This window comes from Halomonas sp. McD50-4, from assembly GCF_022348135.1.
GTDB classification, from domain to species: Bacteria; Pseudomonadota; Gammaproteobacteria; order Pseudomonadales; family Halomonadaceae; genus Vreelandella; species Vreelandella piezotolerans.
Genome location: NZ_JAKRFG010000001.1, coordinates 456,655 through 479,383, shown reverse-complemented (window position 1 = coordinate 479,383; position 22,729 = coordinate 456,655). Strand labels below are relative to the sequence as shown.

The 22,729-nt window shown below is 58.0% G+C and carries 20 protein-coding genes; 17 read left to right on the top strand and 3 right to left on the bottom strand.

Going from position 1 to position 22,729, the window contains the following annotated elements:
- Positions 1-4 precede the first annotated feature (4 nt).
- The 8 genes from mutL (at position 5) to MHM85_RS02255 (ending at position 9,604) form a co-directional block, all read left to right on the top strand.
- The gene (mutL, locus tag MHM85_RS02290; protein ID WP_239284165.1) at positions 5-1,921 is read left to right on the top strand and encodes a DNA mismatch repair endonuclease MutL; all 1,917 of its coding nucleotides are present in this window, start codon (positions 5-7) and stop codon (positions 1,919-1,921) included.
- Between the two features lie 33 nt (positions 1,922-1,954).
- The gene (gene miaA / locus MHM85_RS02285) at positions 1,955-2,893 is read left to right on the top strand and encodes a tRNA (adenosine(37)-N6)-dimethylallyltransferase MiaA (protein ID WP_139527127.1); all 939 of its coding nucleotides are present in this window, start codon (positions 1,955-1,957) and stop codon (positions 2,891-2,893) included.
- A 151-nt stretch (positions 2,894-3,044) separates the two neighbouring features.
- Complete coding sequence (gene hfq / locus MHM85_RS02280; protein ID WP_139527128.1) at positions 3,045-3,293, top strand: RNA chaperone Hfq; 249 nt, start codon at positions 3,045-3,047, stop codon at positions 3,291-3,293.
- A gap of 36 nt (positions 3,294-3,329) precedes the next feature.
- Positions 3,330-4,640: a ribosome rescue GTPase HflX gene (gene hflX, locus MHM85_RS02275; protein WP_139527129.1), complete on the top strand. Its 1,311-nt coding sequence runs from the start codon at positions 3,330-3,332 to the stop codon at positions 4,638-4,640.
- Between the two features lie 137 nt (positions 4,641-4,777).
- Complete coding sequence (hflK, locus tag MHM85_RS02270; protein WP_239284152.1) at positions 4,778-6,043, top strand: FtsH protease activity modulator HflK; 1,266 nt, start codon at positions 4,778-4,780, stop codon at positions 6,041-6,043.
- Positions 6,044-6,928 (top strand): protease modulator HflC, encoded by an 885-nt coding sequence (gene hflC, locus MHM85_RS02265; protein WP_219861121.1) that lies wholly within the window; start codon positions 6,044-6,046, stop codon positions 6,926-6,928.
- Between the two features lie 187 nt (positions 6,929-7,115).
- Positions 7,116-8,309 (top strand): ATP phosphoribosyltransferase regulatory subunit, encoded by a 1,194-nt coding sequence (locus tag MHM85_RS02260; RefSeq protein ID WP_139527132.1) that lies wholly within the window; start codon positions 7,116-7,118, stop codon positions 8,307-8,309.
- Entirely contained in the window at positions 8,309-9,604 is a 1,296-nt protein-coding gene (locus tag MHM85_RS02255) for an adenylosuccinate synthase (RefSeq protein ID WP_139527133.1), read from the top strand. Before MHM85_RS02260 ends, MHM85_RS02255 begins: the two co-directional genes overlap by 1 nt.
- A gap of 54 nt (positions 9,605-9,658) precedes the next feature.
- On the opposite strand, the gene cobO is transcribed toward MHM85_RS02255, so the two are convergent.
- Positions 9,659-10,258 carry a cob(I)yrinic acid a,c-diamide adenosyltransferase gene (gene cobO / locus MHM85_RS02250; protein ID WP_153842852.1) on the bottom strand — a complete coding sequence of 200 codons (600 nt, stop codon included), beginning with the start codon at positions 10,256-10,258 and terminating at the stop codon, positions 9,659-9,661.
- Between the two features lie 209 nt (positions 10,259-10,467).
- Between cobO and MHM85_RS02245 the strand changes: the two genes are divergently transcribed.
- The 4 genes from MHM85_RS02245 to MHM85_RS02230 all read left to right on the top strand — a co-directional run bounded on the left by MHM85_RS02245 (position 10,468) and on the right by MHM85_RS02230 (position 15,494).
- A complete protein-coding gene (locus MHM85_RS02245; protein ID WP_139527135.1) occupies positions 10,468-10,953 on the top strand; it encodes a YajQ family cyclic di-GMP-binding protein in 486 nt (161 codons plus the stop codon).
- Between the two features lie 79 nt (positions 10,954-11,032).
- Positions 11,033-13,663 (top strand): aminopeptidase N, encoded by a 2,631-nt coding sequence (gene pepN, locus MHM85_RS02240; protein ID WP_239284142.1) that lies wholly within the window; start codon positions 11,033-11,035, stop codon positions 13,661-13,663.
- 40 nt (positions 13,664-13,703) lie between these two features.
- The gene (gene yegS / locus MHM85_RS02235) at positions 13,704-14,663 is read left to right on the top strand and encodes a lipid kinase YegS (RefSeq protein ID WP_139527137.1); all 960 of its coding nucleotides are present in this window, start codon (positions 13,704-13,706) and stop codon (positions 14,661-14,663) included.
- 30 nt (positions 14,664-14,693) lie between these two features.
- Entirely contained in the window at positions 14,694-15,494 is an 801-nt protein-coding gene (locus MHM85_RS02230) for a hypothetical protein (RefSeq protein ID WP_139527138.1), read from the top strand.
- Positions 15,495-15,556: 62 nt separating this feature from the next.
- On the opposite strand, the gene MHM85_RS02225 is transcribed toward MHM85_RS02230, so the two are convergent.
- Positions 15,557-15,760, bottom strand: coding sequence for a cold-shock protein (locus tag MHM85_RS02225; RefSeq protein ID WP_044630763.1), 204 nt, complete (start codon positions 15,758-15,760; stop codon positions 15,557-15,559).
- Positions 15,761-15,893: 133 nt separating this feature from the next.
- Between MHM85_RS02225 and MHM85_RS02220 the strand changes: the two genes are divergently transcribed.
- Positions 15,894-16,550 (top strand): LysE family translocator, encoded by a 657-nt coding sequence (locus MHM85_RS02220; RefSeq protein ID WP_139527139.1) that lies wholly within the window; start codon positions 15,894-15,896, stop codon positions 16,548-16,550.
- A 39-nt stretch (positions 16,551-16,589) separates the two neighbouring features.
- Here the strand turns inward: MHM85_RS02220 and MHM85_RS02215 are convergent, their stop codons facing one another.
- Positions 16,590-18,539, bottom strand: coding sequence for a transglycosylase SLT domain-containing protein (locus MHM85_RS02215; RefSeq protein ID WP_239284118.1), 1,950 nt, complete (start codon positions 18,537-18,539; stop codon positions 16,590-16,592).
- A 117-nt stretch (positions 18,540-18,656) separates the two neighbouring features.
- On the opposite strand from MHM85_RS02215, the gene MHM85_RS02210 reads away from it, so the two are divergent.
- The 4 genes from MHM85_RS02210 (at position 18,657) to sixA (ending at position 22,725) form a co-directional block, all read left to right on the top strand.
- Entirely contained in the window at positions 18,657-19,004 is a 348-nt protein-coding gene (locus tag MHM85_RS02210) for a DUF1232 domain-containing protein (RefSeq protein WP_139527141.1), read from the top strand.
- 98 nt (positions 19,005-19,102) lie between these two features.
- Complete coding sequence (gene htpG / locus MHM85_RS02205) at positions 19,103-21,007, top strand: molecular chaperone HtpG (RefSeq protein WP_139527142.1); 1,905 nt, start codon at positions 19,103-19,105, stop codon at positions 21,005-21,007.
- Positions 21,008-21,134: 127 nt separating this feature from the next.
- Positions 21,135-22,226, top strand: a complete 1,092-nt coding sequence (locus MHM85_RS02200) for an NAD(P)H-dependent glycerol-3-phosphate dehydrogenase (protein WP_239284101.1) — start codon at positions 21,135-21,137, stop codon at positions 22,224-22,226.
- Positions 22,219-22,725, top strand: coding sequence for a phosphohistidine phosphatase SixA (gene sixA, locus MHM85_RS02195; RefSeq protein WP_239284084.1), 507 nt, complete (start codon positions 22,219-22,221; stop codon positions 22,723-22,725). The genes MHM85_RS02200 and sixA overlap by 8 nt, the downstream gene beginning before the upstream one ends.
- Positions 22,726-22,729 lie beyond the last annotated feature (4 nt).

Below are 22,729 nucleotides of genomic sequence, written 5' to 3'. Positions count from 1 at the left end.
TTGGTTGACTGAATTGAACTCGTTCTCTGGTCGTATCCATGTGCTCGACCCTCGCCTGGCCAACCAAATTGCCGCAGGTGAGGTGGTCGAACGCCCCTCGTCAGTCACAAAAGAGCTGATCGAGAATGCCATTGATGCGGGCAGTCAGCGGATCGAAGTAGAGATCGAACAGGGCGGCGCAAGGCTGATCAAAGTGCGCGATGACGGTATCGGTATCGGCGAGGCGGATCTGCCGCTGGCATTAGCGCGCCATGCCACGAGTAAGATCAGTAGCCTCGAGGATCTGGAAGGGGTTAGCTCACTGGGCTTTCGTGGAGAAGCGCTGGCGTCGATCAGTTCTGTGTCGCGCTTGGAGCTGGTCTCCAACGCGGAGGAAGATCCCCGCCAGGGGTGGCGGGTCGTAGCCGAAGGGCGCGGTATGGAGGCCCGGGTGACACCTGCACCGCACCCCCGGGGCACCAGTGTCTCGGTGCGCGACCTGTTTTTCAACACGCCCGCGCGGCGCAAGTTCTTACGCACTGAAAAGACCGAATTTGCCCATGTGGAGGAGGCCTTTCGTCGTCAGGCGCTATCGCGTTATGACATTGCCTGGGTGTTGAAGCACAATCAGAAAGTGGTGCATCAACTTCCCCAGGGAGATTCACCCGCCTCTCGTGAGCGGCGTATTGCATCGCTGTTGGGCAAGAATTTTATCGAACACGCCCGCTACATCGAACGCGAAGCGGGTGGCCTGCGGCTCAGTGGCTGGGTGGGATTGCCAACTCACTCGCGCTCCCAGGCCGATCAGCAGTACTTCTTCGTCAATGGCCGCGTGGTCCGCGATCGCCTCGTTGCGCATGCGGTTCGTCAGGCGTATCGCGACGTGCTCTATAACGGTCGCCACCCGGTGTTCGTGCTTTATCTTGAGCTCGATCCCGACGTGGTGGATGTCAACGTCCACCCAACCAAGCATGAAGTACGTTTTCGTGATGGGCGTATGGTGCATGATTTCCTGTATTCCAGTTTGCACCACTGCTTGGCGGCCTCCAAACCCACCGATGAGGAGCAAAATGAGGTGGCCGCTCCGACGGGCCAGGTCGAAACCGTCTCTAGCGTGGGCGCTGCGCCAGAGACTCCCCGCTGGCAGCAGCAGGGTATGCCGCTGTCGGAAGCGTCCGAGCGACACCCCGGCGCTGAGAGGGTGCGCCGCTTCATGCAGGGGTATCAGGCGCTGCATCCCGATCACGAAGAGACGCTGTTAACGCCACAACCTAGCCCGCCCCACCCGCACACAACCGCATCGGAAGTACGTGAGGCGCAGCCTCCTGTCATGCCGGAGCATGATGCCACGACAGCGCCGCCGCTTGGCTTTGCGCTGGGCCAGCTGCATGGCGTGTACATCTTGGCACAGAACGCACAGGGACTCGTTCTGGTGGATATGCATGCAGCCCACGAGCGGATCGTCTACGAGCGCATGAAAAACCAGCTGGCAGCGGCAAAGGGGATCGATACCCAGCCGCTGCTGGTGCCCGTGTCGCTGGCGGCCAGCCGCAGCGAAGTGGCCATCGCAGAGAGCGAGCGTGACGCCATTGCTCAGCTAGGCGTCGAGCTGGATGTGGCTGGTCCAGAAACGCTGCTAGTACGCCAGCTGCCCGCGCTGCTGGCCCAGGCCGACCCCGAGGAGCTGGTGCGTGAAATGCTCGAAGAGCTGTCACGCTATGGTCGCACGCATCAGGTCGAGGCGCGTATTCATGAACTGCTCTCTACCATGGCGTGCCACGGCAGCGTGCGGGCCAACCGGCGTTTGACGCTCGATGAAATGAACGCGTTGCTACGTGACATGGAGCGCACTGAGCGCAGCGATCAATGTAATCATGGCCGTCCCACTTGGACGCAAATGAGCATGAAAGCGCTCGACCGTCTATTTTTGCGCGGCCAGTGACGATGAAAACGACTAACGGAGTGCGTCGAGCATATGGCTGATACACGCCCCTGGGCGATATTTCTAATGGGGCCGACGGCTGCTGGCAAAACCGACGCTGCGATAGCGCTCCATGAGCAGCTAGGCCATGAACTGATCAGCGTCGATTCTGCCATGGTCTACCAAGGCATGGATGTGGGTAGCGCCAAGCCCAGCGCGGCAGAACTGGCGCGGGCGCCCCACCGTTTGATCGATATTCGTGATCCTGCAGCCCCCTATTCAGCGGCAGATTTTCGTGAAGACGCCCTGCGTGAAATGCGTCAAATCAGCGCAGCCGGTCGAGTGCCGCTATTAGTGGGTGGCACGATGCTTTACTACAAGCGCTTGGTCGAAGGCGTGGATAATTTGCCAGGAGCAGACGTTGCCATTCGCGAACGCCTGGAGGCACAGCGTCAGCATGAGGGATTGGCTGGCCTGCATCGCACGCTGGCCGAAGTCGACCCATCCTCAGCGGCACGTATACACCCTAATGATCCTCAACGGCTGATGCGCGCGTTGGAAGTGTACTATGCGAGCGGTCGGCCGATGAGCGAGCTATGGGCAGAGCAGCAGCCGGAAACCTTTCCATGGCGGGTGCTGTCGATAGCCCTAGCACCCAACGAACGACAGGTGCTTCATCAGCGTATTGCCCGGCGTTTCGAAATGATGTTGGCAGAGGGCTTGATAGACGAGGTCGCTGCCCTCAAAAAGCGTAGTGATCTTCATATTAACTTGCCATCCATGAAGAGCGTTGGCTACCGTCAGGTATGGGAGTATCTAGACGGTGCTTATGATCGCGATGAACTCGTGGCACGAGGTATTATTGCCACTCGTCAGCTTGCCAAGCGTCAATTGACGTGGCTGAGAAGCTGGCCGTCCTTGACATGGATCGATTCGCAGCAGCCAGATGCGCTGGATAAGCTTCTGAAATTCGTGCGTGAAAGCGGTGCTTAGCGTAAGATAGTGATTTCGTAAGCAAGTGTTTTCGAGTGGCCGGCTAACGCGTTTGACACATTAGGCCTTTCGGGCAACAAGATTGCGGCGTAGCACCAGTAGGGCACGCCATTTGATAACCAACCCCAACGACAGTTTTAGGGAGAGCAACATGTCCAAAGGGCAGTCCCTTCAAGACCCGTACCTGAACATTTTGCGCAAGGAGCGCATTCCGGTCTCTATTTTCCTGGTAAACGGCATTAAATTGCAGGGCCAGATTGAATCGTTTGACCAGTTTGTCATCTTGTTGCGCAATACCGTCAGTCAGATGGTTTATAAACACGCTATTTCCACGGTGGTGCCCTCGCGCAACGTGCGTTTGCCGGCACAGGATCCGTCAGCACCCGACGCTGACATCTAACACCGCTGGATAGCAAAAGAGTCCATGAGGTATTGATTGTTTTTTGAACGCCCAGACGCCGGTGAAACGGCAGTACTTGTTCACGTAGATTTCTACGATGAGCAGGCACGTGAAGACCCGGGTGAGTTCTTGGAGCTCGTGCGCTCTGCTGGCGCAGAGCCCGCGACATTGCTCACAGCGAGTCGACAGCGGCCTGATTCCCGCACCTTCATAGGGTCAGGTAAGTTGGACGAGCTGCGGGCAATGCTCGCAGCTCATGACGCTGAACTGGTCATCTTCAACCACAGTTTAAGTCCTTCCCAGCAGCGCAACCTGGAGCAAGAGCTCAAGTGCCGCGTGTTGGACCGTACCGGTCTGATACTCGATATTTTTGCGCAGCGGGCACGAACGCATGAAGGTAAGTTGCAAGTAGAGCTTGCTCAACTCGAGTACATGTCCACGCGCTTGATTCGCGGCTGGACGCACCTCGAGCGTCAAAAAGGCGGTATCGGCCTGCGCGGTCCCGGCGAAACACAGCTAGAGACCGACCGTCGTTTGCTACGCGGCCGTATCAAATCGATTCATAAGCGCTTGGATAAAGTGCGCAGCCAGCGTGAGCAGAACCGGCGTGCTCGAGCCCGTGCAGAAATTCATAGCGTGTCGCTAGTGGGCTATACCAACGCGGGTAAGTCGACGCTATTCAATGCGCTGACCAGCGCTGAGGTCTACGCAGCGGATCAGCTCTTTGCGACCCTAGACCCGACCCTCCGTCGTTTGGAAATCGAAGACGTAGGGCCTGTCGTCATGGCCGATACCGTCGGTTTTATCCGCCACTTGCCGCATAAGTTGGTGGAAGCTTTTCAGGCGACGCTGCAAGAAGCGGCGGAAGCGACGCTGTTGGTGCATGTCATCGATGCGGCCGACCCCGACCGCGATCTCAACGTTGAGCAGGTCGATAGCGTACTGAAAGAGATTGGGGCGGATAGCGTTCCGGTACTCAAAGTGATGAACAAGATCGACAAACTCGATAGTGCGCCACGTATCGAGCGAGATGGTCACGGCGTACCTGAGGTGGTCTGGCTATCGGCTCAGCAAGGTCAAGGGCTTGAGCTGTTACATGAAGCGTTGACCGAGCGGCTCGCCAACGACGTGATTGGTTTTTCGCTCACCCTGTCGCCAGAGCAAGGTAAGCTGCGCGCAGGCCTGCATGAACTCAATGCCGTGCGCGAAGAGAGTTTTGACGAGCAGGGGCGCTCCGTATTGGATGTGCGCTTGCCGAGGCGCGACTTCAACCAGTTGATGGCTCAGTTGGGAGAGCGTGCCAATACCTATTTACCAGAAGCATTACGCGAATCTGACGAATGGTAGCCCATCAAGTACCTACCCCATAGTCATCGACTGTAAAGGTATGGTACAAGATTGATATAGCAATAATATCAAAAGCACCCGGCCTTGCATTCAGTATCAAGGCAAAGTGCAGGTGAACACCTTAGTGGAGACGAAGTATGGCCTGGAATGAGCCCGGTGGTGGCAACCAGCACGACCCCTGGAGCGGTGGTGGCCGACGCGGTAATGGCGGCGATCGCGGTGGGAACAATGGTGGTGGAAACAACGGCGGCAATAATGGTGGCAACAACCAGGGGCCGCCTGACCTGGATGAAGCGCTGAAAAAGTTCCAAGACAAGCTCAACGGCATGCTAGGCGGCAGCGGCAAGAAGAGCGGCGGTGGTGGCGGCAAGAGTGGTGGCGGTAAGCCTCGTAACTCGTTTGCTCTGCCAGGCCTTCTGCTCATCGTGGCGCTTGCCATCTGGGGAGCCTCGGGCTTCTATCTGGTGGACCAGTCGGAGCGGGGCGTCGTGCTGCGTTTTGGTGAGTACCAGGGCATCGTCGAGCCGGGCCTCCAGTGGAACCCGCCGCTCATCGATGACGTGCGCATGGTCAACGTGACGCGCGTACGCTCTGTCTCTCAAACTCAGTCCATGCTGACGCGTGATGAAAACATCGTCGAAGTGGAAATTTCTGCTCAGTACCAGGTCGCGAATCCGCGCGATTTCGTGCTGAACGTTCGTGATCCGGCGCTCTCCATCGAGAACGCACTGGACTCTGCGCTGCGGCACGTGGTCGGTGGCACGGACATGATCGATATCCTGACCTCTGGTCGTGAGATACTCGGTAGCTCCGTCGCGAGCCGTCTGCAAACGTATCTGGATGCCTATGGCGCCGGTATTCGCCTGCAAACCATCAACATCGAATCCACGTCGGCACCTGCGCCCGTCATCGATGCTTTTGATGACGTTATCCGTGCCCGTGAAGATCGTCAGAGAACGATCAACGAAGGTATGGCGTACGCCAATGCGATCATTCCGGCCGCACAGGGTCAGGCTCAGCGTATCGTCGAGCAGGGCCAAGGGTATCGTGAGTCGGTGGTGGCCGAAGCGCAGGGTCAAGCTAACCGTTTCAATGCGCTGCTGACCGAGTATCGCAACGCGCCGGAAGTGATGCGCGAACGTATGTACCTGGATGCCATCGAAGAAGTCTTTGGTGGGACGCCGAAAGTTCTGATGGACGTGAGCGACAATGCGCCGCTGATGTATTTGCCACTCGATCAAATGCGCGGCGGTAGCAGTAACGACAGTCGTTCGGCGAGCAATGATAGCGGTGCTAACAGCAGCGATACGGTCGATCCGCGCGTGTTAGAGTCGCTGCGAGGCAGCCAAAGTAGCTCCTCATCGTCGTCCAGCAATAACCCCATTCGCAGGGAGGGCCGCTAAATGATTAATAACCGATCCCTGCTTATCGTAGGTGGTTTGGCCGCCGTCGCGTGGCTAGCGAGCAACAGTCTCTATGTCGTGGATGAAACCGAACGCGCTGTGAAGCTGCGCTTTGGTGAAGTCATCGAAGAGAATATTCAGCCGGGTCTGCATGTGAAAATTCCGATTGCGCAGACCATCCGCAAGTTCGACGTGCGGCTGCTGACGCTGGATACCGATACTAGCCGTTATCTGACTCTTGAGCAGAAAGCGGTCATCGTCGACTCCTATGTCAAGTGGCAAGTCGTCAACCCGACCCGCTACTACGAGGCTACCGCAGGCGATGAACTGATGGCGATCCGCCTCATTCAGCCGCGAGTGGATGAGAGTCTGCGTAATGAATTCGGTCGTTTGAATCTTCAGGAAATCATTGCCGAGCGCCGTGATGACCTGATGACAGGACCTACCGAAGAGCTCGATCAGCTCATGCGTGACGAACTCGGCGTGGCGATTCGCGATATTCGTATCAAGCGCATCGACCTGCCTGAAGATGTCTCGGCAGCCGTCTTCGAGCGCATGCGCTCAGAGCGTGAGCGTGAGGCCCGCGAGTGGCGCGCACAGGGTCAGGAAGAGGCCGAGCGGATTCGCGCTAATGCCGACCGTCGCCGTCAGGTGCTGCTTGCTCAAGCCAACGAGCGTGCCGAGACGCTGCGCGGTGAGGGAGATGCCGAAGCAGCCGCTATCTTCTCGCAGGCTTATAGCCAGGACCAAGAGTTCTTCGCTTTCTGGCGCAGCCTGAACGCTTATCGTGAAAGCTTCTCTGGCGATGGTAATCTGCTGGTGCTAGAACCGGATAGCGACTTCTTCCGCTATCTACGCAGCGCCGTTCCCGACAGCGCCGAGTGATGCGCCCATCCCGCCAAGCACTGCGCTTGGCGGGGTTCATATAGCGCATAAACGTGATAGACTTTACTTACCGGGCGTCGCCCGGTTTTTTTGTGGCCCTCGTTTCGTGAACGTTCCACACAGCGCCTCGTGAGGCAGCGAGTGGTGTCGTTAGAAAGGGCCTTCATCGTCTCGCAGGATTGTTCACATGACCATCGCTGACCGCTGGCTACTGCCCGACGGCATGGATGAGGTGCTGCCGCCTCAGGCAAGCCGCATGGAAGAGCTGCGCCGTGCGCTGCTCGATCTTTACCATTGCTGGGGCTACGACCAGGTCATGCCGCCGCCGGTGGAGTTTTTGGACTCCTTGCTGACCGGTACCGGTACGGACCTCGATCTTCAAACGTTCAAGCTGACCGACCAACTGACGGGCCGCATGATGGGCGCCTCGGCAGACGTCACACCGCAGGTGGCGCGGATGGACGCCCACTCCCTAAAACGCCAGGGGCCAGTTCGGCTGTGTTACTGCACCAATGTGCTGCGTGCCAAAGCCGACCAGCATCAAGGGGGACGCAGCCCCGTGCAGGTCGGAGTCGAGCTGTTTGGCCATGCTGGCCTCGAAGCTGACAGTGAGATCATTCATCTGGCGCTTGCCAGTCTTCATGCGGCAGGCGCTGACGAGATACATTTGGCATTAGGGCACATCGGGATCTACCGTAGCCTGGTGGAAGCCGCTGCCCTTAACGATGAGCAAGAGCGTGCGCTGTTCGAAGCGTTGGCGCTTAAATCGCCGGGGCAACTGGCCGAGCAGGTCAGTGCCAGCGTTAGCGACCCTGTGTTGGCAGATATGCTAGTGGCGCTAGGCGAGCTGCACGGGGATGCCAGCGTTCTGAGCGAGGCGCGCGAGCGTTTTGCTGGCGCACCTGCCCCTGTGACGGCGGCGCTAGATCAGCTCGAGGCGCTTTACAAAGGCGTTTTGGCGCGCTTTGACGTATCGCTCTATTTTGATCTAGCGGAGCTGCGCGGTTATCAGTATCACACGGGTATGATGTTTGCGGCGTACGTGCCCGGCTATGGTCATGCGCTGGCCAAAGGTGGGCGCTATGATGATACTGGGCGTGCGTTTGGCCGAGCCCGACCCGCTACCGGCTTCTCCATGGACCTGAAGCAGTTGGCATCGCTGGCATTGGCGTCACCCAGCCAGGGGGCCATTTGGGCGCCAGCCCAAGAAGAAGAGTCGCTCAACGCTGCCATCGTCGCGCTGCGTGAGCAGGGTGAACGCGTAATTCAAGCGCTGCCTGGGCAGCGTACTGGGCCGGCGGAGCACAGCTGTGACCGCCGTCTTGAGTTTATCGATGGTCGTTGGCAGACAACGGCCCTGACACAAGAGACGAGTGCATAATGGGTAAGAATGTCGTAGTCCTGGGTACCCAATGGGGCGATGAAGGCAAAGGCAAGATCGTTGACCTGCTCACCGAATCCGCTGCTGCCGTGGTGCGCTTCCAAGGGGGGCATAATGCCGGTCACACGCTGGTCATCGACGGTGAGAAAACCGTCCTACACCTGATCCCCTCGGGTGTGCTACGTCCCGGTAAAACCTGTGTGATCGGTAACGGGGTCGTATTGTCACCGGAAGCGCTGATCAAAGAGATCCGCGAACTGGAAGCGAAGGGCGTTCCCGTTCGTGAGCGTTTGCGTCTTTCCCCGGCGTGTCCGCTGATCCTGCCTTACCACGTGCGTCTCGACCAGGCACGTGAGAAGGCCCGTGGCGTGGCTAAGATCGGCACCACCGGTCGCGGCATTGGCCCGGCATACGAAGACAAGGTGGCGCGCCGTGGTCTACGGTTGGGAGACATGCTCCACCGTGAGCGTTTTGCCTCCAAACTCGGTGAGGTGCTCGACTACCATAATTTCGTGCTAGTGAATTACCACGGCGAACCGGCGGTGGATTTCCAGGAAGTGCTCGATAGCGCCATGCAGATGGCCGAAGAGCTGCGCCCCATGGTCAGCGATACCGTCAGCATGGTGCACGACCTGCGCAAGGCCGGTGAGAACATTCTATTCGAAGGCGCCCAAGGCTCGCTGTTGGATATCGACCACGGTACTTACCCGTTCGTCACCAGCTCCAACACCACGGCTGGCGGCACGGCAACCGGCTCTGGCGTCGGCCCGCTCTATTTGGACTACGTGCTGGGTATCACCAAAGCTTACACCACGCGTGTTGGCTCGGGTCCGTTCCCCACCGAGCTGTTCGACGATCATGGCCGTCACTTAGCCGAGCGTGGGCACGAGTTTGGCGCGACCACCGGGCGTCCACGTCGCTGCGGCTGGTTCGATGCGGTAGCGCTGCGTCATGCGGTGCAAATCAACTCGGTTTCCGGTATCTGCCTGACCAAATTGGACGTGCTGGACGGTTTGGAAAACATCCGTGTGTGTGTTGGCTACCGCAGCAAGGATGGTGACGTGCTGGATAACCCGGTGGATTCAGAGGGCTACGAAGCGGTAGAGCCGGTCTATCACGATCTGCCAGGCTGGAAAGAGTCCACGCTGGGCGCTAAGAAGGTGGAAGACTTACCGGCTAATGCCCGTGCATACATCAGCTTCCTCGAAGAGCAGGTAGGCACCAGCATCGATATCATTTCTACCGGTCCCGATCGTATTGAAACCATCGTGCTGCGCAACCCGTTCGAAGGCTAGGTTGCACACCCTCCGGTGATATCAAAAGGGCGGCTTGGCCGCCCTTTTTCGTGCTTAGAAATCGATGCCTCGCCGGGCCTGAAGGCCGTTGTTGAAAGCGTGTCGCACCTCCTGCATGTCGGTCACGGTGTCCGCCATGGCCACTAGCTCACGGTGGGCATTTCGCCCGGTAATGATCACGGTTTGTTCCTGCGGACGGTCCAGTAGCGCCTGTTTGACGGTGGCGATATCGAGATATCCAAACTTCAGCATGTAGGTGAGTTCGTCCAACACCACGAGATACGTCTCGGGGTCTGCCAGCATTTTCTGCGCTTCTTGCCAGACCTCCAGACAGGCGGCGGTGTCCGCTTCGCGATTTTGCGTATCCCAGGTAAAGCCGGTTGCCATGATAGCGACGCTCAAATGAGGATCGTCTTCCAGCCGATTGCGCTCGCCACACTCCCATAACCCCTTGATGAACTGCACCACGCCTACTTTGTAGCCATAACCCAGCGCGCGCGTGACGGTGCCCCAGGCGGCGGTGGTTTTGCCTTTTCCGTTACCCGTGTTGATGAGCAGCAGTCCGCGCTGCTCGGTGGCATTGGCAACTTTTTCGTCCACTCGCGCTTTGAGTTTTTCCATCGATGCTTTATGGCGGGTATCGCGATCACTCATGGTCTCTCCTCGTTGAAAGAGTACAAGGCTATGTCAGCAGGTTACGACAGAGGCGCACAATTTAACATCGCCCTGAGAGGTGTTTGTATAGCTTTTAAGCTTGATGTGACCGGCTTGCAGAGTTTTTGTCCAGCTTTTTCTAAGAGAATTGGCCGGTTGGGGGCTTGCTGCTCTAGAATGGTGGGTCATGTCTTGTTAGGAATAGTGTCATGCCCTCATTTGATATCGTGTCAGAATTCGATCAGCACGAAGCCGCCAATGCGGTGGACCAGGCCAATCGTGAAGTCCAGTCACGCTTCGACTTTAAAGGCGTCGATGCCAGCTTCACGTTGGAAGGCGATAAGGTGCTGCTCGAGGCCGAAGTAGATTTCCAGCTCAAGCAAATGCTGGACGTGTTGCGTAACCGACTGATTGCCCGCGGTATCGACGCACGTTGCATGGATGTCAAAGATGCCGTGCTGTCCGGTGTCAAGGCGCGTCAAGAGGTGGTACTCAAGCAGGGGCTCGATCAAGCTGAAGCCAAGGATGTGGTCAAGCGCATCAAAGGCAGTAAGTTAAAAGTGCAGGCTCAAATTCAGGGTGAAAAAGTGCGCGTGACGGGCAAAAAGCGAGATGACCTGCAGAGTGTCATGGCGCTACTGCGTGGCGAAGAGGGGCCTGACTTGCCATTACAGTTCGACAACTTCCGCGATTGACGATCACAAAAAAATATTCATTGAGTAGCGCCGTATAGGCGCTACTCGACTACTGAAAAGCTTACAGGAGTTTCGCGCTATGTCTGATCCGCAGCCGGTTTATTTAAGCGACTACCAGCCACCCGCCTACCACGTAATTCATACCGAGCTGACGTTTGATCTTGACCCCACCGAGACCCGTGTGAAAGCACGTCTGACCATGCAGCGCCACCCAAGCGCTGACGCGGCTGCGCCGCTGGTGCTCGATGGTGAGCATCTATCGCTGCGCGCGCTTGCCATCGATGGTCAAGCGTTGAGCGATGCCGATTACCAGCTCACTGATGAAACGCTGACGATTACCCGTGTACCTGCTGCCTTTACGTTAGAAAGCGACGTGGCGATCTCGCCCAGTAGTAATACGGCTTTGGAAGGGCTTTATCAATCAAATGGCATGTACTGCACGCAGTGTGAAGCAGAGGGCTTTCGACGTATTACCTATTATCCGGATCGCCCCGATGTCATGGCCACGTTCAAGGTCACGGTCATCGGTGATGCGCAAAAAGAGCCGGTGCTGTTGGCCAATGGTAATCCAGTCGAGCAGGGCTCGTTAGAAGGCGACCGGCACTTCGTTACCTGGGAAGATCCTCACCCTAAGCCCTGTTATCTCTTTGCGCTGGTGGCCGGCGATTTGAAAAAAGTCGAAGATCATTTCACGACCATGAGCGACCGCGAGGTAACGCTTCAGCTGTGGGTAGAGGAGGAGAATCTCGATAAAACCGACCATGCCATGGCGTCTCTCAAGCGTTCCATGCGTTGGGACGAGGAAACTTACGGCCGTGAGTACGACCTGGACTTGTTCATGATCGTGGCGGTCAACGACTTCAATATGGGCGCAATGGAGAACAAAGGCCTCAACATCTTCAACTCCGCGGCGGTGCTCACGCACCCCAAGACCGCCACCGATGCGGCGTTTCAAAATGTCGAAGGGATCGTTGCCCACGAGTATTTCCACAACTGGTCGGGGAATCGCGTGACGTGCCGCGATTGGTTCCAGCTCTCGCTAAAGGAAGGTTTTACGGTATTCCGCGATCAGTGTTTTTCTGCGGATACCAATTCAGCCCCCGTCAAGCGCATTCAAGACGTCTCGTTTTTCCGCACCGCGCAATTTGCCGAAGACGCAGGTCCCACGGCGCATCCGATTCGTCCGGATCACTATATCGAGATCACCAACTTCTACACGCTGACTATCTATGAAAAAGGGGCAGAAGTGGTGCGCATGCTGCGCAACCTGCTGGGCTGGGAGGCCTTCCGCCGTGGCTCGGATCTCTATTTCGAGCGCTTTGACGGGCAGGCCGTGACGATCGAAGACTTCGTGGGCTGCATGGCCGAGGTATCGGACATCGATTTAAGCCAGTTCATGCGCTGGTACTCCCAGGCGGGCACGCCGGAAATCGATGCCCACGGTGAGTACGACTACGCCAACGCCGAGTACCATTTGACGCTTCGCCAGCGCACGCCAGCCACGCCCGGACAGCCGGACAAGCAGCCGCTGCACATTCCGGTACGCATGGGCCTGGTGGGCACCAAATCCGGTCAGGATTTAACGCTCACGCTCGACGGCAACAAGATTGGGAAAGACGCGGTCATTCACCTGACCGACGATGAGCAGACCTTCATCTTCACGGAAGTGGCCGAGGCACCCGTGCCGTCGCTACTGCGCGATTTTTCCGCACCGGTCAAGCTGCACTTCCCTTATTCCCGCGAAGATTTGGCCTTTCTATTGACCCACGATAGCGATGGTTTCAACCGCTGGGATGCCGGTCAGCGATTGGCGCTACTGGCGCTGGACGACCTGATTGCTGCCCATCGAAACGGCGTCGAAAAAGTGATGGACAACCGAGTGATCGAGGCATTCCGCTTGCTCTTGACCTCTTCCATGGACGATAAAGCGGTGCTGGCCGAGATGCTGACACTGCCCTCGGAAGCCTATATCGCCGAACAGCAGCCAATCGTCGACGTGGATGCCATTCACGCTGCCCGCGAGTTCGTGCGCCAATCCCTGGCGCTGGCACTGCGTGATGAGTTCTTGGCCGTCTATAAGGCGAACGTCAGTGACGCCCCATACGCGCCTACGCCTGAACAAATGGCTCAGCGCAGCCTCAAAAACGTAGCGCTCGCTTATTTGATGTCCATTGAGGACGACGAGAGCGTCGCGCTGTGTGAAGCGCAGTTTGCGACGGATCACAACATGACCGACGTTCGCCACGCGCTGACACTGCTCGTGCACAGTGATCGTGACGACGTGTCGGCACCGGCTTTGAAAGCCTTTGGGGAAGCCTGGGCTCACGATCCACTCGTGATGGATCAGTGGTTTACGATTCAGGTAACGCGCCCTCAGCCCGATGTACTGGAGCGCGTGGAGTACTTAATGCAGCACCCTGCGTTCTCGATGAAGAACCCCAACAAAGTGCGTGCGTTGATTGGCGCTTTTGCGCAAAACCGTATCAATTTCCACCGCCTGGATGGCAAAGGGTATGCCCTGTTGGCGGATGCGGTGATCGAGCTCAACCGCCTCAACCCTGAAATTGCCGCGCGGCTGATTACCCCATTGACGCGCTGGCAGCGGTTCGATGAGACACGACAGCAGTTGATGCGAGCAGAACTCGAAAGAATCAAACGCGAGCCGCTGTCGTCCAACGTGTTCGAGGTGGTCGAGAAAGCGCTGGCATAACGTGCATCCAGTGAATTAACCATGGAGAGGGAAGACACCGGTGACAGACCCACAACAGCGTTATTTATTGATTATCAACGGTAAGTCGGCCGGGAATCCGGCGCTGCGCGACGCCGTCGAAGCGCAGCGCAAGGCAGGGACGTCCATCATTGTTCGCGCGACGTGGGAAGGTGGCGATGCCGCTGATTTTGCAGCCCAAGCGCTCGATTTGGGCGCGACATGCGTCATCGCATGCGGTGGTGATGGCACCGTCAACGAAGTCGTCAATGGACTCATGCGGCTGCCCCATGACCATCGTCCGAGCTTGGGCGTGGTGCCGATGGGCAGCGCGAATGATTTTGCCACTTCGGTGGGGTTACCTTTGGAGCTGGATCGCGCACTGGCGGATGCCGTTCGCTTGCCGTCTGCGCCCATCGATGTGATTCGTATGACGGCGGAAGCCAGTGGCGAACCGTCGGTATGCTATTACATCAATATGACCACCGGTGGTTTCGGCGCAGAAATTACCTCCTCTACCCCCAAAACGTTAAAACGCATGTTAGGGGGAGGAGCCTACTCACTGATGGGTGCGCTCAAGGCGTGGCGTCATCGCAGTTATCGCGGCACGTTGCACTGGGGCGATCATGAGCAGGCCGCGTCACTGCTGCTGCTGGCACTGGGCAATGGGCGTCAATCGGGTGGGGGGCAGGTGCTGGCCCCTCGTGCCAAGCTCGATGATGGGCGATTGGACGTTCTGCTAGTCAAAGATTTTCATTCGGTGACGGAGCTTCCTGCGCTGCTCGGCGAGCTACAGCAGTTCCCCGCAGAAGGGCGTTATGTGCGCTACTTCACTGCCAGCCAGTTGACCGTTACCACTCGGTCCGATGATGAACCTTGGCCGCTGACCCTGGATGGTGAGGCAAAACGCTATCAACGATTTACCGCTGAAGTCGTCCCGCTAGCGTTGAAGGTACGCTTACCAGAAGGCTGTTCGCTGTTGTCTGCCAACGACCGCCACTAATGAATTCGAACCATTAAGGAGCATGACTCGATGAGCTACCGTGTATGGATGCCGCTACTGGCCAGTTTGGCCCTACTGCTGAGTGCCTGCGGCGACAGTCAAGAAGAGGCAAACGTCGTACCGGAAGAGAGCGCGGCCGAGCAGCCCAGTGAGACGCCAGCCGCTGCACCTGACACCGGTAGTGACGATGTTCCTTCGCCCTCCCAGGTGGAAGACGACATTGAACGTCAGGCGTCCGAGGCGTCCGAGCCTTCCAATGCTCAGGAAGACCCGTCTTCCACCGCCAGTGAGTCAACCTCGGAGCCCCTGCAGGCGGACGAAGAGACGCTGGCCGCCGACCCCGACGAAGCCCTTGACGAAGCTAGCGCAATGCCGGGTGAAACCACGCGTTCTGATGTCGATGACGTGATTGCCGAGACCGAGCGTCGTTTCGAAGAGGCACAGCGTCAGTTGGAGCAACAGTTTCAAGAAATCGAGCAGCAGTCGCCCGAACTGGCGCCCATGGAGAACGACCCCATCGAGCCAAGCTGGGAGCGCGAAAGCAGCTTACCCGAAGGCACTTCCGTGGAAGGAGGGTTAGAAGCGCAAGATGTGGATGCGCTCATCGAAGATACCGAACGTCAATTCGAAGAGGCCCAGCAGCGCCTAGAAGAGCAGTTCCAAGCCTTGGAGAGTGAGCGCCCCACCAATGGTGCACCCCTGGCGTCTGACGAACTCCAAGACCGCGACGTTGGTGACGACCACCCTGTTGAAGAGCGCTCTACCAATGACGATAGCGAAGCGCAAGAGGCCGAAAGCTCCTCGGACGACACGTTGGATACATCGTCTTAAGAAGGAAACCCCAACCTATAAAAAAGGCCCGCATTCGCGGGCCTTTATCCATTCGGTGCGGTTCAAGCAACGCGAATGTTGGAAGCCTGAAGGCCTTTTTTACCCTGAGTCACCTCGAAGCTGACTTTCTGACCATCTTGCAGGGTCTTAAAACCTTCAGCTTGAATTTCAGAGAAGTGGGCAAAGAGATCGTCACCGCCGTCATCGGGAGAGATGAAGCCGTAACCTTTGGTGTCGTTGAACCACTTGACAGTGCCAGTTGCCATCGTTCATATCCTTAACGTGCTTAATGATTGAGCAGGCGACGCTCTGCCAACCTGCCAAATTCACTTTAGAAGCAAATAATCAGCACGTCCAGTCACGTGATTAAGATTCTTTATCACTCAGCGAGCCAAGTACATGATGGAACTCAACCTCATCGATGCGCAGTTCATTCCCTTTTTAGTGGCCATCACGCTGCTGTCGATAAGCCCAGGAGTCGACACGCTTCTGGTGATTCGCAACACCGCGCGAGGCGGTATCCGAGACGGCATAGCCACGAGCGTAGCCATTTGCTGTGGTTTGTTCGTTCATGCCACCGTTTCGGCGTTGGGTATCTCGTTCATTTTGCTGCAGTCGTCCTGGGCGTTCAACATGCTGAAGTTGGCAGGGGCGGCGTATTTGATTTGGCTGGGGGTCACGAGCCTGCTGGCAGCCCGCCGAGGAACGCCGCTGCCGGTGAAGGGCGTCCTGAAGGAGGGGGCGCCCGTTCCGCTGTGGCAGCCAGTCAAAGAAGGGCTGCTATCCAACGTGCTCAACCCCAAAACCGTGGTGTTCTACATGGCGTTTTTACCCCAGTTCATCGCGCCCACTGACCCCGCACTCGTCAAATCCCTCTGGTTGGCGGGCGTGCACTTCGTGATTGCCAATATTTGGCAGATTAGCGTCGTATTAATGGTTGGTGGGGCGAGCAAATGGCTGGCCAGCGCACGCTTTGCGCAAACCTTGAATGCTGCCACTGGCGCGGTGTTGGTCGTTTTCGGCGTGCGGCTGGCGCTGGAGCAACGCCCGGTGTAACCGGGCGTTGTGGGGGGATCGCGATACGCGTCGCTGGGACTAGCGCTGTACGAGGGCGCGGTCGTAGCGCACGGCCTGCTCGCTTTCGTTGAGTAGCGAGACCCCATCGCTGCTACCGCCGTTGGCTAAGCTCTCAAAAATCACCCGGTAGCTCAGCACTGCCTGTACGTAATCGCGTGTCTCGCGAAATGGAATACTCTCCACGAAGAGATCGAACGACTCCATGCTCTGAGTGCCTAACCACTGATCGACGCGTCCAGGTCCTGCATTGTAGGCAGCTGTGGCCGCAAGACGATTGCCTCGGTAGCGCGCGAGCTTGTCGCGCAAGTAGGTGCTTCCAAGGCGAATGTTCAGCTCAGGATCCAGCACGCCGTAGGGACCGGGGTCGTTCAGCCCCAGTTGACGGCTCACTTGGGCGGCCGTGCCGGGCATCAACTGCATCAAGCCCCTAGCGCCTGCGGGTGAGAGCGCCACCGGGTTGTACGCACTTTCTCGGCGGGTAATTGCCATTAATAGGTAAGGGTCTACCCCTGTTTGAGCGCCCCATTGAAGGAAGCTCTCGCGGTAGGCGGGAGGAAAGCGCCACTCCAGGGCGTCCCACATTTTGCCTGCAATGGTGGTTTGTACTAGCCGTGCGTGCCACTGCTGCTGGGCGGCATAGTCGGCCAGCGCGCGGGCTTGCTGGGGCGTGCCGTGCTCGATGGCGTAAAGCCACTCGCTGTTGGCTAAACCGTCTTCACCGATACGCAGCAGCGCCTCGGTGCGCTGCACGACCGGTAGTCGTGCCGTCTGCTCGCGGGTAGCCTCGTCGAAGTGATGGCGCTCGTTGTTGAGTCGGTAAGGCTGGTCGATTCTATCGGCGGCGGCGAAGCCGTAGAAGCTGCGGTCAGTGGCTGCTTGCTGATAACGTGCCATGGCCGCCTCGGGGTTGCCAAGCTGCTCGTTGGCGCGCCCCAGCCAATACTGCCAGCGACTGCTCGCTTGCTGGCTCGCGGGCATTTCGGCAATCCAGTGTACGACGTCGGTCCACTGGCGGTCGGCCAGCGCGCGACGCACGCGCAGCTCCAGTACGCGCTCGCTGGCTAGCGAGGGCAGCACGCTATCGACCCAGCCGAGCGTGCCGGGCACCTCCCGAACGAGGGTGTAAAACGCTAGCTCTTCCTCGATGACTTGGCGCTCTTGCGCCGTCAAGTTCAAGCGAGGCGAGAGCTGCTGCCAAGCGGCGAAAGCGGTAGGCGTGTCATCTCGGGTCAGGCGCTGCATGGCGGCTTGGTAGAAAGCCGCCGTGGCCCTGCACTCCGGGCCTAGGCAGGTGGGGGCGCTGGTGATGGCCCTGGCGTTGTTGCTGACCGCGTCCACCGTGTCGAGGGCCGTTTGCCACTCGCTGCTCAGCAGTCCGCCTAGGTAGTTACTCAGGCGCGATTCGCCCGCTTGCCAAGCTAGCATCTTGCGTTCCCAGATGGCGGTCGCATCGATAGTGCCATCGGCCCGTAGGCGGTTGAAAAGGGGGTCACAGGCATCGGGCTGTGAGCTGCCTACTCGCCAAAGCGCCAAGCCCGCGCGGCGCGACTCTTCTGGGGCACGGTCGATGAGCGCCATGTAGTAGTAACACTGACGTGCCGTTCCAGCAGGCTCGCCATCGGCGACGGTGAGTAGATCGCCGTAACGTCCTGCATGACCATATTTGGCAATGGCTTGGCCGCGCATCCATTCCGATAGCGGAGAGTCGGCATGCTGTTCGATGAACTGCAGCACTTGACTGGCGGCCACGTTGGGCAACTGGTTGCGTAAGCGGTGATAGGTGACATAACCTCTGAGTATGTGTCCTTCGATGGCGCGCTCATCGATGTGTTGCCACTGCTGCTGGCGTGCGGCGTTGAGCGCATCACGCATAGCGTCATCAGTGGCTGCCCAACTCTCCGTCGGTAGGCCGATGATGGCTGCTGCACACAGAGTGCGAAGGGTAGAACGTAATGGCGTAGCCGGCATGGCACTCCCTCTTGCTCGCTGGTAGGGTCAAAGGCGCAATAGTGAACTATACGGACAAGTGAACTATACGCACAGATAAGGTTCTGACAATCGTGACACTAAGAGGATTCGATAACGATGGCACGATTATCCGTTTGGGGATTGTTTCGTCGATTGAAAACACGCGTATGGGCCGTTAAACGTATCGCCCGTGCGCTCAAGCTATTTTTACCCATGACCCGCGATGTGCTGAAAGGAGATTTCAGACCGATTCCCTGGTCTGCGTTTGGCACCATGGCGCTGGCGTTGGCCTACCTGGTCATGCCATTCGATCTGATCCCCGACTTTTTGGTGCTGCTAGGTGTGGTCGATGACGTATTGATCGTGGGCTGGTTACTAAACCGCGTCGATACTCAGTTGGCCGACTATCGCGCTTGGAAATCGGCTACTGAGGCAGCCACCGCTTCTTCACACACACCTTCTTGAAATCCCTTCGCTTATCCCCATATTGAGTTCACTACCTTTTCCGCCTCTGCCTATGGGCAGAGGCGTCAAGCAACACGTGATCAATGAGGGCTAAGCGCATGACCACTGCGACCCATGAAGAAACTCTTGGCTTTCAGACGGAAGTCAAACAGCTCCTGAATCTGATGATCCACTCCCTGTACTCGAATCGGGAGATTTTTCTACGCGAGCTGATTTCCAACGCCGCCGATGCCTGTGACAAGTTGCGCTATGCCGCACTCGATAACGACGCTCTATACGAAGGCGATAGCGAGCTGCGTATCGAGATCGAGCACGACCGCGACGCCAACACCATCACGCTGCGCGATAATGGTATCGGCATGAACCGCGAAGATGTGATTGCCAACTTGGGCACCATCGCGCGTTCCGGTACGGCAGAGTTTTTGAAGCAGCTCTCCGGCGAGCAGCAAAAAGACGCCAAGCTGATCGGTCAGTTCGGGGTTGGTTTCTATTCGGGCTTCATCGTGGCCGACGAAGTGGCCGTACGTACTCGTAAAGCGGGCACCGCTGCATCGGAAGGCGTCGAGTGGCGCTCCAAAGGCGAAGGCGAGTTTACCGTTGCCGACATCGAGCGTGACGCTCACGGCACGGAAATCACTCTGCATTTAAAAGACGATGCAAAAGAGTTCGCCGACGACTACCGCCTGCAAAGCTTGGTGCGCAAGTACTCTGATCACATCGAAGTGCCGGTGCGTATGCCCAAGGTCGAAACCGCCAAGGATGACGACGGTAACGAGATCGAAGGTAGCGAAGTGACGACGTGGGAAACCGTCAACGAAGCTACCGCGCTGTGGGCGCGCCCGAAGAGCGAGGTCAGCGACGACGAGTATAAGGCGTTCTACAAGCACGTTGCCCACGACTTCAGTGACCCGCTTACCTGGAGTCACAACAAAGTCGAGGGTAAGCTCGAGTACACCAGCTTGCTCTACGTGCCGGGCCGCGCACCGTTCGACATGTTCGACCGTGACGGCTCGCGCGGTGTGAAGCTTTACGTGCAACGTGTCTTCATCATGGATGATGCCGAGCAGTTCCTGCCCCTCTACCTGCGTTTCATCAAGGGTGTGCTGGATACGCGCGATCTCTCATTGAACGTCTCCCGTGAGTTGCTGCAGCAAGATCCCAAGGTCGACAAGATCAAAGGGGCGCTCACCAAGCGTGCGCTGGACATGCTCAAGAAACTGTCCAAAGATAGCGAGCAGTATCAAACGTTCTGGAACACCTTTGGCAGTGTGCTGAAAGAGGGCCCAGGTGAAGACTTCGCTAACCGCGAAAAAGTCGCTGGCCTCCTGCGTTTCGCCTCTACCCATACCGATACCGCCACGCAAGAACACTCTCTGGCGGATTACGTCGAACGTATGAAAGAGGGCCAGAAGAAGATCTACTACGTGGTGGCGGATAGCTTCAATGCAGCGAAGAACAGCCCGCACCTGGAGATTTTCCGCAAGAAAGGCATCGAAGTGCTGCTGCTCTCTGACCGGATCGACGAGTGGCTGATGAGCCATCTGACAGAATTTGACGGCAAGTCCTTTGCCGATGTGGCAAAAGGTGAGCTGGATCTTGGGGACGTCGAGGACGAAGCCGAGAAAAAAGCCCAGGAAGAGACGGCCAAGGCGAAGGAAGATCTCGTAAAGCGCGTCAAAGAAGCGCTGAGCGATGGCGTTCAAGAGGTCAAAATCACCCATCGTCTGACCGATTCGCCAGCTTGCGTGGTATTGCCCGAGCACGAAATGGGCTATCAGATGCGCCGTATCATGGAAGCGGCCGGGCAAAAACTCCCGGATGTGAAACCCATCCTCGAGCTCAACCCCAACCATGCCCTAGTGGCCCGTTTGGAAAATGCAGAGGGTGATCTATTTGGCCAGTTAGCCCACATCCTTCTGGATCAGGCGATCATTGCCGAGGGCGGTCATCTGGACGACCCGGCTGCCTACGTGAAGCGTCTCAATAGTGTGTTGACGGCTTAATGCCCTAAGCTCGCTAGTCGCGGCCCGCTTGGTCAACCAAGCGGGCCGCTTGTTTTGTTAAGGTAGTGCTTATCAAAATGGGGGGTGTTGAGGCCCACCGTTACGTAAAAGAACTCAGGACATGGCTATGGCAGAGCAGCAAAGTAACGTCGCGGTGCTGGGGGGCGGGAGTTTTGGTACCGCGCTGGCCAGTATCGCTGCCGACAATGGCGCTGACGTGCGTCAATGGTTGCGCGACGAGGCGCTGGTCGCGCAGATCAACCGAGAGCACCGCAACGGCCGCTATCTTCCCGACTATGCGATCAACCCTGCCGTCACCGCATCGACCGACTTGAAAACGGTGCTGACGGGTGCCGAACTGGTGCTGATTGCCATCCCGTCAAAAGCGTTTCGCAGCGTGGTGCAAGCGGCCAAGCCTTGGCTCTCGCCCGAACAAATCCTGGTCAGCACCACCAAAGGGATTGAGCAAGATGGCTTTTTACTGATGAGCCAAGTGCTGGAGCAAGAGACCGGCTTCCCCCATATTGGCGTCATTGCAGGGCCTAATTTGGCCTCCGAGATTGCTGACAAGCAGTTGACCGCCACGGTGATCGCCAGTGCGGATGCGCTAACGCGCACTCGAGTACAGCAAGTGCTGGGCTGTCGCTATTTCCGCGTTTACGCCAGTAATGATCGTCACGGCGTGGAGCTGGGGGGCGCATTAAAGAATATTTACGCCATTGCAGCGGGCATGGCCGCGGCGCTGGGGATGGGGGAGAACACCCGCAGCATGCTGATGACCCGAGCGCTGGCCGAGATGAGCCGTTTCGCCGTTGCCCAGGGGGCCAACCCCATGACGTTTCTTGGTTTGGCAGGCGTGGGCGACCTGATCGTCACTTGCTCGTCTAACTTGTCGCGCAATTACCGCGTGGGCCATGCACTGGGTACGGGGCTGTCGTTAGAGGAAGCGGTGGCTGCGCTTGGCCAAGTGGCGGAAGGCGTCAATACCGTCAAGCTGGTCTGCGCAAAAGCGCGCGAGATGGGGGTTTATATGCCGTTGGCCGAAGGGTTGAATCGTGTGCTCTTCGAAGGCGTGCCTGCCGAGGACATGGCGGGAACGCTCATGATGGGCGAGCAGAGTAGCGACGTGGAGTTCATTCTGCCCCGCGAAGCGGTCCAGCAGGCGCATCGCGAGCAGGCTCATCAGGATCAGCAAGGCAGCGGAGGTTCCCATGAATAGCCACCGACAGCAAGGTAGTTGCAGCGTATTGATCATGCGTCATGGCGAAGCCGCGCCAGGTTTTCCAGACCACGCCCGGCCGCTGACGCCCAGGGGGGAGCACGAGGCCGAGACCATGGCTCGCTGGCTGGCGACGCGTATCGATCAAGGCGAGCTGTCTAGGCCAACGCTCTACGCCAGCCCTTACGTCCGTGCTCAGCAAACCGCCCAGCGAATCAGCGATGCCCTGGGCGCACCCCTCAATACGCTGTCCTTCATTACCCCGGAAGATTCGCCCGGCGATGTCAGCGACTGGTTGCTCAGGCATCCCGTTGACTCGCCGATCATGCTGGTTAGCCACATGCCGCTGGTGGGCGACTTGGCTGGGCTGTTGGTCGAAGGCGCGCCAAGCCAGGGCGTTGGCTTTCCCACGGCGGCCATTGCCGAGCTAGAGGCTGACGTCTGGGCGGCAGGCTGCGCGCAGCTCAAGCGTTTTACTCAGCCGAGTCAACTGGCTTAACGAG